Annotated in this window: 14 protein-coding genes; 6 read left to right on the top strand and 8 right to left on the bottom strand. The window is 65.9% G+C overall.

The window, feature by feature from the left end:
• The coding region (locus VK533_RS11780; protein WP_324377852.1) for an MIP/aquaporin family protein at positions 1 to 763 on the bottom strand (763 nt) is incomplete at its 3' end.
• Between the two features lie 51 nt (positions 764 to 814).
• The gene (locus VK533_RS11775) at positions 815 to 2,152 is read right to left on the bottom strand and encodes an APC family permease (RefSeq protein WP_324377850.1); all 1,338 of its coding nucleotides are present in this window, start codon (positions 2,150 to 2,152) and stop codon (positions 815 to 817) included.
• Between the two features lie 63 nt (positions 2,153 to 2,215).
• Here VK533_RS11775 and VK533_RS11770 point away from each other — a divergent pair, with 63 nt between their 5' ends.
• The 3 genes from VK533_RS11770 to VK533_RS11760 all read left to right on the top strand — a co-directional run bounded on the left by VK533_RS11770 (position 2,216) and on the right by VK533_RS11760 (position 4,475).
• A complete protein-coding gene (locus VK533_RS11770; protein WP_324377848.1) occupies positions 2,216 to 3,421 on the top strand; it encodes a kynureninase in 1,206 nt (401 codons plus the stop codon).
• 61 nt (positions 3,422 to 3,482) lie between these two features.
• Complete coding sequence (locus VK533_RS11765) at positions 3,483 to 3,770, top strand: XrtV sorting system accessory protein (RefSeq protein WP_324377846.1); 288 nt, start codon at positions 3,483 to 3,485, stop codon at positions 3,768 to 3,770.
• Between the two features lie 114 nt (positions 3,771 to 3,884).
• The gene (locus VK533_RS11760; protein ID WP_324377844.1) at positions 3,885 to 4,475 is read left to right on the top strand and encodes a hypothetical protein; all 591 of its coding nucleotides are present in this window, start codon (positions 3,885 to 3,887) and stop codon (positions 4,473 to 4,475) included.
• A 32-nt stretch (positions 4,476 to 4,507) separates the two neighbouring features.
• Here the strand turns inward: VK533_RS11760 and secA are convergent, their stop codons facing one another.
• Both secA and VK533_RS11750 read right to left on the bottom strand, forming a co-directional pair.
• On the bottom strand, positions 4,508 to 7,246 hold the full coding sequence (gene secA / locus VK533_RS11755; protein ID WP_324377842.1) for a preprotein translocase subunit SecA: 2,739 nt from the start codon (positions 7,244 to 7,246) through the stop codon (positions 4,508 to 4,510).
• 102 nt (positions 7,247 to 7,348) lie between these two features.
• The gene (locus tag VK533_RS11750) at positions 7,349 to 7,603 is read right to left on the bottom strand and encodes a hypothetical protein (RefSeq protein ID WP_324377840.1); all 255 of its coding nucleotides are present in this window, start codon (positions 7,601 to 7,603) and stop codon (positions 7,349 to 7,351) included.
• A gap of 96 nt (positions 7,604 to 7,699) precedes the next feature.
• Here VK533_RS11750 and argJ point away from each other — a divergent pair, with 96 nt between their 5' ends.
• The 3 genes from argJ to VK533_RS11735 are packed head-to-tail and all read left to right on the top strand — an operon-like array spanning position 7,700 to position 10,157.
• A complete protein-coding gene (gene argJ / locus VK533_RS11745; protein ID WP_324377838.1) occupies positions 7,700 to 8,926 on the top strand; it encodes a bifunctional glutamate N-acetyltransferase/amino-acid acetyltransferase ArgJ in 1,227 nt (408 codons plus the stop codon).
• Positions 8,926 to 9,366: a GFA family protein gene (locus VK533_RS11740; RefSeq protein WP_324377836.1), complete on the top strand. Its 441-nt coding sequence runs from the start codon at positions 8,926 to 8,928 to the stop codon at positions 9,364 to 9,366. Before argJ ends, VK533_RS11740 begins: the two co-directional genes overlap by 1 nt.
• Positions 9,363 to 10,157 (top strand): inositol monophosphatase family protein, encoded by a 795-nt coding sequence (locus tag VK533_RS11735; protein WP_324377834.1) that lies wholly within the window; start codon positions 9,363 to 9,365, stop codon positions 10,155 to 10,157. Before VK533_RS11740 ends, VK533_RS11735 begins: the two co-directional genes overlap by 4 nt.
• On the opposite strand, the gene VK533_RS11730 is transcribed toward VK533_RS11735, so the two are convergent.
• From VK533_RS11730 to VK533_RS11715, 4 genes are all read right to left on the bottom strand, one after another.
• Positions 10,146 to 11,630 (bottom strand): ABC transporter ATP-binding protein, encoded by a 1,485-nt coding sequence (locus tag VK533_RS11730; RefSeq protein ID WP_324377831.1) that lies wholly within the window; start codon positions 11,628 to 11,630, stop codon positions 10,146 to 10,148. The genes VK533_RS11735 and VK533_RS11730 overlap by 12 nt on opposite strands.
• Entirely contained in the window at positions 11,627 to 12,424 is a 798-nt protein-coding gene (locus VK533_RS11725; protein WP_324377829.1) for an ABC transporter permease, read from the bottom strand. Before VK533_RS11725 ends, VK533_RS11730 begins: the two co-directional genes overlap by 4 nt.
• Positions 12,421 to 14,919, bottom strand: a complete 2,499-nt coding sequence (locus tag VK533_RS11720; RefSeq protein ID WP_324377827.1) for an ABC transporter substrate-binding protein — start codon at positions 14,917 to 14,919, stop codon at positions 12,421 to 12,423. Before VK533_RS11720 ends, VK533_RS11725 begins: the two co-directional genes overlap by 4 nt.
• Positions 14,920 to 15,046: 127 nt before the next feature.
• A partial coding sequence (locus tag VK533_RS11715; RefSeq protein ID WP_324377825.1) for a TonB-dependent receptor occupies positions 15,047 to 16,193 on the bottom strand: 1,147 nt, incomplete at its 5' end.

The following is a 16,193-nucleotide window of genomic DNA, read 5'->3' as shown; positions in this document are numbered from 1 at the left end:
GGATCAGCAGATGCTGCAGGCCGCCGCCGATCACGCCGCCGATCAGCGGGCCCGCGATCGGGACCCACCAGTAACTGGGATTGCCGGGAAAGGCGGATGCGCCCCAGCCGAACAGCCAGGCGAAGGTACGCGGGCCCAGATCGCGTGCCGGATTGATCGCCCACGCCTCCAGATTGCCTGCCGAGGCGCCGATGATCGCCACCAGAAACCCGATGATCACCGCGCCGAAATTCGCCTGCGGCGCCATCGTGTTATATTCGTCCGTCACCGCGAAGATGCCGAACACCAGGAACGCGGTGAGGATGATCTCGTCGATGAAGGCCTTGAACGGCGTCACCGCGATGCCAGGCGCGGTGAAGAACACGCCTGCCGCACCGCCAGCGGCCCGCGTCAGATGCTGGACGCCAAGATAATGATCGATCACGTTCCAGTAGAGGGCGTAGGTGATCGCCGCCCCCAGGAACGCGCCGACCAGTTGCGCGCCCCAGTAAGGCAGCACCTTGCGCCACGAAAAGCCGCGGAAGATAGCCAGCGCCAACGTCACCGCCGGATTGGCATGCGTGCCCGAGATCGCGCCGGTCACATAGATGGCGATGGTGACGGCCAGACCCCAGGTGATGCACACGCCCCAATAGGCATTCTTATAGGGGTTGGGATCGTACAGCACGATCATCCCGGCAACCGAACAGCCGATGCTGATGATGATCAATATGGCGACCGCCTCGGCGATCAACTCGCCGAGAAACGCGCGACGTGCAGACATGTCTGTCCTCTCCTGTGCGTCGTCGATTATTCGATCCATGCGTAAGCGGAGTTACAACGCCGTCGTTCTGCCCCGCAGGAACCGCATCAGGTAATAAAGCAGCACGCCGCCGATCAGCAGCACCGCCAGCGCTGCTTGCTCTTCAAGCTTCGCGAGGCCGATCAGCCCGACCATGCTGAGGATGGCCAAAGCGGCAATGACCGGCAGGCCGGCGATGGTGAGCGGCTTGCCCAGGATCGCGACATTGCCGCGCCGCAATTTCACCGCCGCCGCACACACCGACATATAGAGCGGCGCGATCGCGAGCGTGGAGAGGATCGCCAGTTTCTCGAACGTGCCGGTCAGCGCCAGTGCGACCGCCAGCACAAAGTGGGTCAGGATCGCTACATAAGGCGTGCGGAAGCGCGGATGGACCTTGCCAAGAAACGACGGCAGCAATCCGTCGCGCGCGAAGGCAAACAAGACACGCGGCGCGCCGAGCAAATCGCTGCCAAGCCAGATCAGCATCGATCCGAACGCCCCCGCCAGCAATGGCGCGCGCCAGCGCGGATCGATCGTGCCGAGCGCATCGGCGAGCGGCGCCTTCGATCCGATCAGCCCCGCGCCGAGCAGTTGCTGGGCGACGATCTGCACCGCGATGTAGAGCAAGCCGATCGAGATCATCGCGAGCAGCAAGGCGCGCGGTACCGTCCGTGCCGGATCGCGCACCTCGCCCGAAGCGGCGAGCGGCGTCTCCATGCCGGTCAGCGCGAATATGGCGAGGATCGCGGCCGCACCGAAGCTTTCGGTCGGCGGGTTGGTGATCGGGCTAGCGGCGGCATGGCCCGCGAACAAAGCGCCGCCGCCCACGATCAGGAAGAGGAACAAAGGCACCAATTTGATCATCGTCGCCAGGCCGAGGATCTTGGACGCGACATCGACGCCGATGATGTTGACGAAGGTCATCAGCCCCAGCACCGCGACCACCACCGCGGTATGCGGCACCGCCGCCGCCATCGCCGGAAAGGCCGAGCCGACCGTATCGGCCAGCGCCACCGCGATCCCGCCGCACGCGAGCACGCTCGAGAACCACACCAGCAGGCCCGCGACGAAACCCGGCATCGGCCCGAACGCGGCTTCGACATAGCCGTAGGGGCCGCCGCTGGTCGGAACGCGGCTGCCGGCCTCGGAGAAGCAGAGCACGATCGCGCCCATCGCGATCAGGCAGGCGAGATAGGCATAAGGCGCGACCGTTCCAGCCGCCGTCGCCATCACGCCGGGCAGGCGATAGACGCCCGATCCGACCACTTCGTTGGTGATCGCGGCGGCGAAGGTGAAGGTGCCCATGGCGCGCAACAGACCGTGATCGCGGCTCTGTTCCTCGCTCGCGATCTTGGCCCTGGTCGCCATGCCTGTCCTCTCCCCGAAAGGACGAAGCTTGCCCGAGCGATAGGGAAGCCGCAACAAGCCTTTATGACGACGCTCGAAGATGTCCGCGAATGGGACGCCGCCGATCCGCTCGGCGGCTTCCGCGATCGGTTCGCATTGCCGGACGGCGTCGTCTATCTCGACGGCAATTCCCTGGGCGCGCTGCCCAAGGCCACCGCCGCCCGCCTCAAGGCGGTGGTCGAGCAGGAATGGGGCGAAGGGCTGATCCGCAGTTGGAACGACCGCGACTGGGTCGGCGCACCCCGGCGCGTCGGCGCCAAGATCGCCCGCCTGATCGGTGCCGAGGCCGACGAGGTGATCGTCGCCGATTCGACCTCGGTCTGCCTGTTCAAATTGCTGATGGCGGCAGCCCAGCTGCGCGACGGGGCGATCCTGGCGGAAAGCGACAATTTCCCGACCGACGCGCATGTGGCGGGCCGCGTCGCCGAACTGCTCGGGCGCGAGTTTCGCAGCGTGCCGCGCGACCGGATCGGCGAGGCGCTGACGCCCGACGTCGCCGCCGCCGTCATCACCCATGTCGATTACCGCACCGCGCGCCGGCACGACATGCGAGCGCTCACCGCCAGGGGCACGCGCATCGTCTGGGATCTGAGCCACAGCGCGGGCGCGGTCCCGCTCGATCTGGCGCGCGATGGGATCGAGCTCGCGGTCGGCTGCGGCTACAAATATCTGAACGGCGGCCCGGGTGCGCCTGCCTTCCTCTATGTCCAGGGCGCGCTGTTGCCGCAGCTCCGGTCGCCAATCGCGGGTTGGTGGGGTCATGCCGCGCCGTTCGATTTCTCCTGCGCGTTCGAGCCCGCGCCCGATATCTCCCGATTCCTGAGCGGCACGCCCGCGATACTCGGCCTGCTCGCGCTCGAATCCGGGATCGATCTGATGCTCGAAGCCGATCCGGCGCAACTTTGGGACAAGGCCATACGGCTGCACGATCTGTTCGCCGCGCGCGTTACCGCGCTCTGCCCGGAGCTCGAAAACGTCACGCCCGCCGATCCGGACGCGCGCGGCAGCCACATCGCCTTTGCCCACCCGCACGCGCTGGCGATCGTCCGGGCGCTGATTGCGCGCGGCGTGATCGGCGACTTCCGCACGCCCGATATCGCGCGGTTCGGGCTGACGCCGCTCACACTTCGTTACGAGGATGTGTGGCAGGCAACCGGGATCATTGCCGACGTCATGACCAAAGAGGCATGGCGCGACCCGCAACATGCCAGTGGCGGGGTCGTACCATGACGGCGGTTGCATCGCCCCGGTCCGGCGTGGCAGGGAGGCGCGACAGGGGAGAGAGTGCGTTATGGAAACAGTATACGATTGGGTGACGGTGGCGATCTTCGCCGGCCTCATCGTTCTTTTCCTGCAGCGCTCCTCCAGCGTGGGCGAGCCGCAGGATTCGATCTGGCAATATCTCGCCGCCTCGGTCGGCTGCGCGGTCTCCAATTATCTCGGCAACCAGGCCGTCAAGCATGAGGGCGGAATCGATTATCTCGATCACGGCCTCGCGATCGTCGTGCTGGTCGGCACGATCGCTTATATCTGGATCGCGCTGAAGCCATTCCAGCGGATGGATCCGCCGAAGAGCTGAGCTACCCTTACATTAGGCGGCTTCAACCGTTTCGGCTGAGTGTTCCTAATTTGTTCTTGCACTTCCAAAACGGTCAGGCAGAATTGCCGCCAGAGATTCGGAGGGTAAGAAGTCATGGGTTTTTCGCATTCGTGGATTGCGGTCCAGGGATTGACGCCAGCCCGGGCGCTAGAAGCGCTGGGCATGGAAGTGAAGGCTGTCATCGAGCCTGACTATTTTCCCGAAGGCATCGCTATTGGACAAATGCCCGGCGGCTGGCTGATCGTTTTGACTGATCGCCGCGCCAGCGCTTTTGAAGGGGACTTGGTGGCACTTGCAGCCTTCGGTCCTGCGGTCGCCTGTGAGATCAGGGAAGTCGTCATGAATTCTGAGGCACGAGGTTACGAAGGCGCCTCGGAGAAATGGCGCGTTGGTTATGATTGTGAAAAAGGCCGTTACGCGCTGGAAATAGCCGGCGATCCGCCGTCACAGCTTGAAACCATTAGGGCCGAAGCGCAGGCGCAGCAGGAAGCTGAAGGCGGCGAAGACGCGGGTGTCGACTACATGTTCGATATTCCTGCTTTGCTCGCAAAATCGATCTGCGGTTACATGCTGGGTGAGGTCGAACCGGACGGATTCCGCTATTCCGAATTGCAGCCTATCGGCGGCTGGCCGGTGCCTGTCCGTAAACCCGGCTTCTTCGCGCGCCTCTTCGGACGCGGCTGAGGCGCCTCCCCGCGAACGGGGAGGCGATCCGATTACAGCTGCCCGTGGCAGTGCTTGTACTTGCGGCCCGAACCGCACGGGCACGGCGCGTTGCGGCTGACGCGGTTCTCCCACTCCTCGGGATCGCCCAGCACGGGCATGTCGGGCTGCGCCATCTGCAGCGGCGGCAGCCGCGTCGTGACCAGGCCCAGCGACGCCGCGTCGCGATCATAGGTGTCGTCGTTGCCGGTCAGCGGATCGATATGCGTGGTCGTGAAGATATCCGGCATCTGCGGCATTTCGGGCGGGGGCGCGAAATTGAAGCGGATGTTGGACAAGGTCCGCGTCACATCCTCGCGGATCGCGCTCAGCATGCGCTCAAACAAAGCGAAAGCTTCCGACTTATATTCGTTGATCGGCGTCTTTTGCGCATAAGCGCGCAGGTGGATCACCTGGCGGAGCGCATCGAGCGTCGACAGATGCTCCTTCCAGTGATGGTCGAGCTGCTGGAGCAGCACGCTCTTCTCGATATTGGCCCAGCTTTCCTTGCCGACCTCCTGTGCGCGCTCGGCGAGCTGCACCGCCGCCGCTTCGCCGATGCGCGCGGCGAGCAGTTCGGGTTCGACCATCTCTTCCTTGAGCCACTCGTCGATCGGCGGCTGCAGGCCGAAAATGTCGAACGTCGCGGCCTTCAGGCCCTCGATATTCCACTGCTCGGGGTAGGAACCGGGCGGGCACGCATCGGCGACGATCGTGTTGACCGTCTCGGCGCGCATATCGTCGACCACATCGTCGACCGCGTCCGCATCCATGATATCGGCGCGCTGCTCGTACACGACCTTGCGCTGGTCGTTCATGACGTCGTCATATTCGACGACCTGCTTGCGGATGTCGTAGTTGCGCGCCTCGACCTTCTTCTGCGCGGTCTCGATCGCCTTCGAAATCCAGGGGCTGACGATCGCCTCGCCGTCGGCGAGGTTCTTGTTCATCATCTTGGCGAACATCGTCTCCGGCCCGAAGATCCGCAGCAGATCGTCGTCGAGGCTCAGATAGAAACGGCTGAGGCCCGGATCGCCCTGACGGCCCGAGCGGCCGCGCAGCTGGTTGTCGATGCGGCGGCTCTCGTGGCGCTCGGTGCCGAGCACGAACAGGCCGCCCGCGGCGAGCACGGCTTCCTTTTCGACCGCGATCTCGGCGCGGATGCCGTCGGCCACGCTCTCATATTCGGGCGTGCCGTCGACCAGATCGGGATGTTCGGACAGCATCCGCATCTCGAGATTGCCGCCGAGCTGAATGTCGGTGCCGCGGCCCGCCATGTTGGTCGCGATGGTGACTGCGTTCATCCGCCCCGCCTGCGCGACGATGAAGGCTTCCTGCTCGTGATAACGCGCGTTGAGGACGTTATGCGTCACGCCTTCCTTGGTCAGGAATTCTGACAACATTTCCGATTTCTCGATCGAGACGGTGCCGACCAGCACCGGCTGGCCGATCGCCTGCTTCTCGCGGATCGCCTTGGTGATCGCGCCGAACTTGTCGCCGATATTCTTGTAGAATTCGTCGTCGTCGTCCTGGCGGCAGACGGGAACGTTGGTCGGGATCGAGACCACGTTCATCTTGTAGATCTGGTAGAATTCGTTCGCCTCGGTCGCGGCAGTGCCGGTCATGCCCGACAGCTTGGGATACATGCGGAAATAATTCTGAAAGGTGATCGAGGCGAGCGTCTGGTTCTCGGGCTCGATATGGACGCCTTCCTTGGCCTCGACCGCCTGGTGCAGGCCGTCCGACCAGCGGCGTCCGTCCATCATGCGGCCGGTGAATTCGTCGATGATGACGATCTTGTCGTCTTTCACGATGTAATCGATGTCGCGCTTGAACGCGACGTTGGCCTTGAGCGCCTGATTGAGGTGGTGGACCACCTGCGTGTTCTCGAAATCATACAGATTGTCGCCTTCGAGCAGGCCGGCGGCCTCGAGCGCGCGCTCGACCGCCTCGGTGCCGTCCTCGGTCAGGATCACCGAGCGGGCTTTCTCGTCATGCTCGTAATGGACCGGCTCGATCTGCTTCACGACCGCGTCGACCAGCTTGTAGAGGTCGGACTTGTCCTCGGTCGGACCCGAGATGATCAACGGCGTGCGCGCTTCGTCGATCAGCACCGAATCGACCTCGTCGACCACGGCGTGCGCGAACGGCCGCTGCACCATCTGCGCGCGCTCGTACTTCATATTGTCGCGCAGATAATCGAAGCCGAATTCGTTGTTCGTGCCGTAGGTGATGTCGGCGGCATACGCGGCGCGGCGATCTTCGTCGGGAATGTTGGGGATAATCACACCGACCGTCAGCCCCAGGAACTTGTAGACTTGGCCCATCCATTCGGAGTCGCGCCGGGCGAGATAGTCGTTGACCGTGATGACGTGGACGCCGGTGCCCGGCAGCGCGTTCAAATACACCGCCAAAGTCGCGACCAGCGTCTTGCCTTCGCCCGTCCGCATCTCGGCGATCTCGCCGCGATGGAGCACGATGCCGCCGACCATCTGCACATCGTAATGGCGCTGGCCGAGCACGCGGCTCGCTGCCTCACGTACCGTGGCAAAGGCTTCCGGCAGCAATTTGTCGAGCGTCTCACCCTCGTCGAGGCGCGCGCGGAACTTGACGGTCTGCGCCGCAAGCTCCTCGTCGCTCATTGCCTGGAGGTTGGGTTCGAACGCGGCGATCTTCGCAACCAGAGGCTGCATCGACTTGACGTAGCGGTCGTTAGACGAGCCGAAAATGGCCTTGGCAATGCCGGCGAACATACTGAAACTTCCTGTCTGATTGGATGCGGCACGGCGTGGCCGCCGGTGCGCGAGAGCGATAACGAAGAAAGAGCCGATCCGGGACCGGATCAGCCGAAGGCGCTATTCGCGCCGGCGCTCGCCATAGGTTTTGCGCTGGACGCGCACCGGCGCCACGAGGCGCGCATGCCACGTGCCGGGCGCGGCGTAAGCACCCTGAACTTCCTCGGGAAGCGGTGCCGTCACCTTGACGCTCGTACCCGCCTTGGCGTGGGTTGCGCTGACGCTGGCCTCGACCGGCTGCGCGGAGGCAGCGGAGCCAACCACCGCGCCGGTCAGCGCGGTCAGGAAAGCGGAGAAGAGAAGCAGCAAACGCATCACGCGTGCATGTAAGTGATGCAGGGGCGCTCGTCTATCCTTGGCGTGATGCAAGCCGGATACACTTCTCGCCTTTCCACTGCTACGCGCCCGCTTATGTCCGGATCCGTCTCCCCCCTCGCCGCACCTTTCCCCGAAATGCCACAGATCGCGGGCGTGCGCGTCGCCGTCACGCGCGCGGGCTATAAAGCGTGGGAGCGCACCGACCTTACATATGCTGCGTTCGAGCCCGGCACCGCCGTCGCGGGCGTGACCACGCAGAGCAAATGCCCCTCGCCCGAGGTCGAATGGTGCCGCAAGGCGCTGCCGCTGGGCACGGCACGCGCCTTGGTGGTCAATGCCGGCAATTCCAATGCCTTCACCGGCAACCGCGGCCGCGCGGCGGTCGAGGCGATCGCGGCGCGGGTCGCGGGCCATATCGGCTGCGAACCGTCGGATGTGTTCGTTGCCTCGACCGGCGTGATCGGCGTTCCGCTGCCGATCGACAAGGCCGAAGCCGGAATCGACGCGGTGCTGGACGCGCCCGAGGCAAGCTGGCGCGAGGCAACCGACACGATCGGCACGACCGATACCTTCGCCAAGGGTGCGACGACCACCGCCATCGTCGGCGGCAAGACCGTCACTTTGGTCGGCATCATCAAGGGATCGGGCATGATCGCGCCCGACATGGCGACGATGCTCGGCTTCATCTTCACCGACGCCGCGGTCGAGGCGCCCTTCCTGCAGACGATGCTGGATACCGCCAACAAGCAGACCTTCTCCTGCATCACGGTCGATGGCGACACCTCGACGTCCGACACGGTGCTGGCGTTCGCGACCGGCAAGGCCGGCAACGCGCCGCTCGTGTCGTTCGACGATGCCGGCGCGGATGCCTTCCAGGCGGCGCTGACCGATCTCTGCCGCCAACTCGCACATCTCGTTGTGCGCGATGGCGAAGGTGCGTCCAAGTTCATCCAGATCGCGGTCGAGGGCGCCGAGAGCGACGCCTCGGCACACCGCATCGCTTTGTCGATCGCCAATTCGCCTTTAGTGAAGACCGCGATCGCCGGCGAGGATGCCAATTGGGGCCGCGTCGTGATGGCGGTCGGCAAGGCCGGCGAACCCGCCGAACGCGACCTGCTCTCGATCCGCTTCGGCGCGACCCAGGTTGCCGAAAAAGGACTGGCGGTCGAGGGCTATGACGAGGCCCCGGTAGCCGCGCACCTCAAGGGTCAGGATATCGAGATCGGCGTCGACCTCGGCCTCGGCGAAGGCCGCGCCACGGTTTGGACCTGCGACCTGACCCACGGCTATATTTCGATCAACGCGGACTATCGCAGCTGATGCCTGCCAATTGGACCGGCGGCTGCGCCTGCGGGGCGGTGCGATACCGCCTCGCTTCCGATCCGTTCGATGCCGGCTGGTGCCATTGCCGGACCTGCCAGCTCAATTCCGGTAGCCCGGCCATGGCATTCGCGACCGTGCCGATCGGCGATTTCATATTCACGCAGGGCGAGGAACGGGTCGGGCAATTCGCGTCGAGCGATTTCGGCCATCGCCGCTTCTGCTCGCGCTGCGGCACGCCCTTCCTGATGCAAGTCGATCATCAGCCCCAAACGGTCGATTTCAGCATCGCCACGCTCGACCGGCCCGACGATGTCGTGCCGGGTTTCCACATCTTCTACCCCAGCCGGATTTCCTGGGCGCCGGCCGGCGATGATACGCCCCGCCACGACCGCTTTCGCCGCGACACGCGTGGTCTCAACCCAGGAGAAGAACCATGATCGCGTATGACGCGCCCGTACAGGCCCTGATCCGCGACGTGGCGGCGCGGATCGTGATGCCGCGCTTCCGCATGCTCGACGCCGGCCAGATCGAGGAGAAGGCGCCCGACGAACTCGTCACGATCGCCGACAAGGAAAGCGAGATCGCGCTGATCGAAGGGCTGACCAGGCTGCTGCCCGAATCGCGCGTGATCGGCGAGGAAGGCGTGTCGGTCGATGCGTCGCTGCTGGACGGGATCGGGGAAGGCACCGCCTGGATCGTCGATCCGATCGACGGCACCGCCAATTTTGCGGCGGGCGAGACGCCGTTCGGGATCATGGTCGCCCTGATCGCCGATGGCGTGAGCGAGGCGGCGTGGCTGTTCGATCCGGTGCTGGATCGCCTGTGCAGCGCGGGACGCGGCGAGGGCGCCTTTATCGACGGCGAACGCGTCACTGCACGGACGAGTGGCGCAGTTATGCCAGTCGCTGGGCTCTCCACCAAATATCTGCCGCCCGAAATGCGCGAGGAGATCGAACGGCGCGCTGCGGGCAAGATGCAGTGCGTCGGCATCCCGCGCTGCGCGGCCGAGCAATATCCGCGCGTGGTGCTCGGCACCAACGACCTCGCATTGTTCTGGCGGACGCATGTCTGGGATCACGCGCCCGGCGCGCTGATCCTGGCGGAAGCGGGTGGTAAGGTCGCACGCTTCGACGGCACGCCATATATGGTGACGCAGACCGGCAAGGGCCTGCTCGCCGCCGCCACGCCGCAGATGTGGGACGAGGCGGCCGCCATCCTACTCGGATAAGGCAGCCAGCGCGGCGAGATAGGGATCGTCCGGCCTGTCCAGCACTGCCGCGACCAGCCCGAGTGCGACCGCTCGCCCATGCCTTAGCACCAGCACGCGATCGGCCATGCGGCGCACCAGATCCATGTCGTGCGCGATGAAGAGATAGGTCAGGCCAAGCTCTTCCTGCAGGCGCTGCAGCAGCGCTACCATCTCATCGCGCAATTCCGGATCGAGCGCACTCAGCGCCTCGTCGAACACGATCAGATCGGGCCTGCGAATGAGCGCACGAGCGATAGCGATGCGTTGGCGCTGCCCGCCCGAAAAGGCTTGCGGCAGGCGATCGACGGCGTCGGACGGAAGCCCGACCTGCGTCAGCGCCTGCGCCACCATCGCCACGCGCTCGGCCGCCGGGAGTGGCCCGAGCAGATGGAGGGGTTCGGCGACAATACGGCCGACGGTCTGGCGCGGATCGAAGCTCGCCGCCGGATCCTGGAACACCGCCTGCACCTGACCCAGCATGCCCCGCAGTGCAGGTCCCCGCACCGAGGCCCAGTCGTTGCCGTCGAGTGTGACCGTGCCCGCGTCGGGCCGGTCGAGCCCGAGCGCCAGCCGGGCGAGCGTCGACTTGCCCGATCCGGATTCGCCGATCACCGCCAGCGTCTCGCCTTTGCCGAGCGCGAACGAGATATCGGTCAAGGCGGCGACGCGTGCACGCTTGCCGGGATAGGTCCGCGTGACATGAGCGAACGTCAGCAGCGGGTCGCCGCCCGCGCGCGCCGCGCGCTCCGGCAGTTCGCCTGCCGGCGCGGCGGGCGCGCCGATCCGCCCTTGATCGAGCGTGACGACCCGGTCGGCGATCCGCCGCGCGAGCGTGATGTCGTGCGTGACCAGCAGCAGCCCCATGCCCCTTTCGCGCACCAGCGACAGGAGCAAAGTCGTGATCTCGGCCTGCGCGACCGGATCGAGCGAGGCGGTGGGCTCGTCGGCGAGCAACAGCACCGGCTGCGCGGCAATCGCCATCGCGATCGCGACTCGCTGACGCTGACCGCCCGAAAGCGTGTGCGGATAGCGTTTGCGAGAGAGATCGAGGCCGACCCGTATCAATAGGCGCGAAACCTCGGCTTCTATCTCCGCCCGGCCGAGCGACGTGTGCAGTTCCAGCACCTCGCCGATCTGCCGGCCGATCGGCAATGCGGTATTCAGCGCGGTCGCGGGCTCCTGGAAGACGATGCCGACCCGCCCGCCGCGCAACGCCCGCAACCTCCGCTCGGGCAAAGTCGTGACATCCTCGCCCTCGATCCGCACCACCCCCTGCTCGATTGCCTCGGACGGCAGCAGGTACATCGCCGCCGCCGCCAGCGTCGACTTGCCTGAGCCCGACGGCCCGACCAGCGCGACGATCTCGCCCGCTCCGACCCGCAACGACACGTCGTCGAGCGCGGTCGTCGCGCCGTAGCGGACCGATAGGTGCTCGATCTCGAGCGGGATCACAGCCCGGTCTCCGGCGCGTAACGGTCGCGGATCGCCTCGCCCGCGAGATTGATCGCGAGCACGGTCAGCACGATCGCGAGGCCCGGCAGCAAGGCCAATCGCGGCGCGACCGCGATCAAGGTCTGCGCGTCTGCCACCATCCGCCCCCAACTCGCCGCTGGCGGCTGCGCGCCGAGGCCGAGGAAGGACAAGGCTGCTTCAGCCAGCACGCCGAGCGACAATTGCAGCGTCGCCTGCGTGATGAGCGGCCCGAATATGTTGGGCAGGATGTGGTCGAACGAGATCAGCATCCGCCCCTTCCCCGCCAGCCGCGCGGCGAGAATGAAGTCGCGCGTCCAGATCGCGCGCGCCGCGGCCCGCGCGACACGCGCGAACACGGGGATGTTGAACAGCCCGATCGCGAGCGCGGCATGGCTCGCCCCCGGACCCAGCACCGCCAGCACCAGCATCGCCAGCACCAGAGCCGGAAAGGCGAACAGCATGTCGGATGCGCGCGCGACCAGCTCGTCCACCCACCCCGGCCGCGCCGCCGCGAGCAGGCCCAGCGGCACGCCCCCGGCCAGGCCGATCAGCAGCGCCAACGCGGCTACGCCCAACGCCGGGCGCGCGCCTGCCATCAGCATCGACAGCAGATCGCGCCCGAGCTGATCGGTGCCGAAGGGATGCGCGAACGACCCGGGCCGGAGCCGGTGCGCGACATCGATCGCGGCGACGTCCCACGGCGTCCACACGAACGACAGTAATGCCGCCGCCACGATCAGCATCAGGAGGATCGGGCCGAACAGACGGCTCATGGCCGCACCCGCAAACGCGGATCGAGCAAGGCCTGCGCGACATCGGTCAGGAAGCTGGCGATCACGGTCGCGGCGACCATCAGCATCGCCACCGCCTGCACCACGATCAGGTCGCGCGCGGTGATCGCCTGCACCATCAATCGGCCGAGGCCCGGCAAATAGAAGACATTCTCGACGATCACGCTGCCGCCGAGCAGGAAGGGGAATTGCAGCCCGATCACCGCGAGGATCGGCCCGGCCGCATTGGGCGCGATATGCCGCCGCAGGATCAGACCACGCCCTGCGCCCTTGGCGCGGGCGGTGCGGACATAATCGCGCGCCAACTCACCCACGAGCGCGGCCCGTGCCACCCGAGCGATCAGTGCCGCCTGCGGCAACGCCAGCGCCAAAGTCGGCAGGATCAAGGCCGCCAAAGCCGGCCCCGCGCCCGCCTGCCAGCCGGGAAAGCCGCTCGCCGCGACCCAGTGCAGCCGCACCGCGAACAGCAACAGCAGGATCATCGCCAGCCAGAAGCTCGGCACCGCGACGCCGATCCGCGTCAGCAGGCCGATGCCCCGGTCGAGCCAGCCGCCGGGCCGCAGCGCGGCGGCGAAGGCCGCGAGCAGGCCGAGCGCGACCGATACCAGCATCGCCAGGCAGGCCAGCGGCAGCGACAACGCGATCCGCGACGAAACCAGCGCCGCGACCGGCACGCGATAGGCATAGGACGTGCCGAAATCGCCGTGCGCCATCGCGCCTATCCAGGCGGCGTAGCGCGCGATCGCCGAGCCGTTGAGGCCGAGTTCGGTCCGCAAGGCCGCGACCGATTGCGGGCTCGCCTCCAGACCCATCATGAACTGCGCAGGGTCACCCGGCACAAGCTGCAGCAGCGCGAACACGACCAGGCTCGCGCCGACCAGGGTCAGGATCAGCACGCCGATCCGCCGCACCAGCCATCCCGCCCCGCCGACGCGGGCCAGCGCGATCAGCCCGCCCAGCACGAAAATGCCGAGCAACGGCGCGCCCCAGGCGTTGGCCCGCCCCGCCTTCCTCTGCGCCACATTCTCGCCGGCGAACCGCGCCGTCGCAAAATCGGTCGCCTGCAACGGCGTGTTGACCCACAGATGCGTCAGCCGCGCATCGGCGACGGCGAGATGCGGGAACTGGAACAGGAAGCCGTTGACCGCATCATCCGCGATCCGGCGCTGGATCGCGACCAGCACGGCATGACGCTCGGCCGGATCGGCGGTCGCCTTCAATTGCGCCAGCAGGCCGCGCACCGCGTCACCGCGATAGCCGAAATAATAATCCGGCCGCCCGTAAATGTCATAATCCGCCGGCTCGGCATGACTGACGATCGTCATGTCGTAATCGTGGCGCGCATAGACTTCGTCGAGCCATTGCGGCCATTCGACCGGCACGATCGTCGCGCGAATATCGATCCGGGCAAGCTGCGCCGCGACGATCTCGCCGCTGCGGCGCGCATAAGCCGGCGGCGGCAGCTTGAGCGTGATCGCGAAACCGTGCGGGTAACCGGCTTCCGCCAGCAGCGCGCGCGCTTTGGCAGGATCGTGCGGATAGCGCCCGGTCAGATCGACATAATCGGGGTTCTGCGGCGGGAAATGGCTGCCGATCGGCTGGCCATAGCCGAACATCGCCCCGTCGATGATCGCGCGCCGGTCAAGCGCATAGGAGATGGCGCGCCGCACGCGCAGATCGCGGGTCGGGCCGCGCGCATTGTTGAGCGCGAGGATGACCTCGCCCTCGCTCGGCGCGGTGGTGACGCGCAAGCTTGGGTCGGCACGAAGCTGCGCGAGATTTTCCGGCGCGGGATAATCGGGGAAGAGATCGACCGCATGCGTCTTCACCGCCGCATAGGCCGCCGCCGGATCGCTGATGAAGCGATATTCGATCGCCGTGAGCGACGGCTTCGCACCCCAATAGCTGTCGTTGCGGACCAAAGTCAGCCGGTCGCCGCGCGTCCAGCTCTTGTAGCGGAACGGGCCGGTCCCGATCGGATTGGTCGCCAGGCGGTCGGCCGATTGCGGCGACACCATCACGCAATCCCCCCACGCGAGCAGGATCGGCAGCCCGGCGTCGGCCGTCTGGAGGCGGATTCGCACGGTCAGCGGATCGATCACGTCAACGCCCGCAATCTCCGATAGCGCCGCAGCCTGCGAATTGGTCGATCCGGGACGGATCGCGCGCATCAGGCTGAAGGCGACGATCCGCGCGTCGAACAAAGTGCCGTCCTGGAAGCGCACGTTCGGACGGAGATGGAAGACATAGGACTTCGCATCCGGCGCCATCGTCCAGCTAATCGCCAGCAGCGGCACCGCCGCGCCGGTCGCGTCGAGCGTAGTCAGTCCCTCAAAGATCGTGCGGTAGGTGACTTCCTTGATCGCCGCCGCCGCGCCCGAGGTCGGATCGAGCGTCGGCGGCTCAAGCTGGAGCGCGACCACGATCCGGTCACGCGCGCACGCCGGCGCTGTCACGCCCAGAATGAGCGTGGCCAAAAAGAGAAGTAAGGCCGCGAACCGGTTTCTTCCGTCATGCTGAACTTGTTTCAGCATCCATCTCCCCTCATCCACGTAGGTGCATGTGGCACGATGGACCCTGAAACAAGTTCAGGGTGACGGATCGTCAGAAACTGTATCGCCCGCGCACGCCGAAGCTGCGCGGCCGCCCCGGTGAGGCGATATCGATCCCGCCGAGGAAGAAATTGCGGGTCAAGTCGTAATGCTGGTTGAGCAGGTTGCGCCCGTACAGGCCGACGCTCCACGGCCCCGATCCCAAAGTCAGCGTCGCATTGACCAGCCAATAATCCTTCACGCGGAAGTTGGGGCCAAGCAGCACCGGATCGAGCGTGCCGTGATAGGCATAATCGCCCTCGGCGGTCAGCGTGTAGGCGCCGACCGGCATCCTGTAGGTCGCCGCGCCATTATAGCTCCAGTGCGGGAAGCCCTCATCCTGGCCGGCGCGGCTGACGGTCACGGCATGGCCGGCGGCGGTGCTGGCGGCGATGTCGAGATCGTCGAACCGGTCATATTTGCCTTTGCGCCAGCTCAATCCTTGCGTGATCTCCAGCCCCGCGACCGGTGCCCAATCCACTTCGCCCTCGACGCCATGGATATGCGATCGCGGTGCATTCACGATCTTGCCGACCGCGCCATAGACGGGATCGAAGATCGCCGACTGCACCTGCTGGCGGCGATAATCGTAATAGAAGGCCGCGCCGTTGAGCCGCAATTTGTAGCCGGCGAGCTCGTTCTTGGTGCCGACCTCGTAAGCGTAGAGCACTTCCGGCTTGAACGGCGCGAGCTGGTCGGCGGTCAGCGTGTTGTAGGCGGTGAAGCCGCCCGATTTCACGCCGCGGCTGGCGCTGGCGTAGATCAGGCTCGCGTCGCTCAGATGGTAATTGGCGGCGAGCTTGCCGCTCAATTCGGTGTAGCTTTGATCCGCGCTGCCGTTGGGCACGCCGATGCCGATCACCGGGGCCGTGGTCGTGTCGAAATCGCGCAGGCGACGGTTTTCATGCTCCAGCCGCAGACCGCCGGTCAGGGTGAACTTCGAGCTCAGGTCGTAATCCAGCTCGCCGAACCCGGCGACCGTTTGCGCGCTCTGGCGATAGGAGGTCAGCGCCACGAACCCGAGCGACTGCACGAAATCACTGTCGAAATGGTCGCGGAGTTTCTCGTCGGAATAATAGCCGCCGACGATCCAGTGCGCCGGACCGGTTCCGGACGAAGCCAGCCGCACTTCCTGCGAAAAGATATTGGCACGGCTGCCG

The organism is Sphingomonas sp. (genome assembly GCF_035317925.1).
Classification (GTDB): Bacteria; Pseudomonadota; Alphaproteobacteria; order Sphingomonadales; family Sphingomonadaceae; genus Sphingomonas_I.
Note: the sequence above shows the minus strand (reverse complement) of the source record. Positions and strands in the feature narration are given on the sequence as shown.

Bases quoted from the DNA above. Each gene is read 5' to 3' on its own strand.
- VK533_RS11775 (WP_324377850.1), bottom strand. From the start codon at position 2,152: ATGGCGACCAGGGCCAAGATCGCGAGCGAGGAACAGAGCCGCGATCAC.
- VK533_RS11770 (WP_324377848.1), top strand. From the start codon at position 2,216: ATGACGACGCTCGAAGATGTCCGCGAATGGGACGCCGCCGATCCGCTC.
- VK533_RS11765 (WP_324377846.1), top strand. From the start codon at position 3,483: ATGGAAACAGTATACGATTGGGTGACGGTGGCGATCTTCGCCGGCCTC.
- VK533_RS11760 (WP_324377844.1), top strand. From the start codon at position 3,885: ATGGGTTTTTCGCATTCGTGGATTGCGGTCCAGGGATTGACGCCAGCC.
- secA (WP_324377842.1), bottom strand. From the start codon at position 7,246: ATGTTCGCCGGCATTGCCAAGGCCATTTTCGGCTCGTCTAACGACCGC.
- VK533_RS11750 (WP_324377840.1), bottom strand. From the start codon at position 7,603: ATGCGTTTGCTGCTTCTCTTCTCCGCTTTCCTGACCGCGCTGACCGGC.
- argJ (WP_324377838.1), top strand. From the start codon at position 7,700: ATGTCCGGATCCGTCTCCCCCCTCGCCGCACCTTTCCCCGAAATGCCA.
- VK533_RS11740 (WP_324377836.1), top strand. From the start codon at position 8,926: ATGCCTGCCAATTGGACCGGCGGCTGCGCCTGCGGGGCGGTGCGATAC.
- VK533_RS11735 (WP_324377834.1), top strand. From the start codon at position 9,363: ATGATCGCGTATGACGCGCCCGTACAGGCCCTGATCCGCGACGTGGCG.
- VK533_RS11725 (WP_324377829.1), bottom strand. From the start codon at position 12,424: ATGAGCCGTCTGTTCGGCCCGATCCTCCTGATGCTGATCGTGGCGGCG.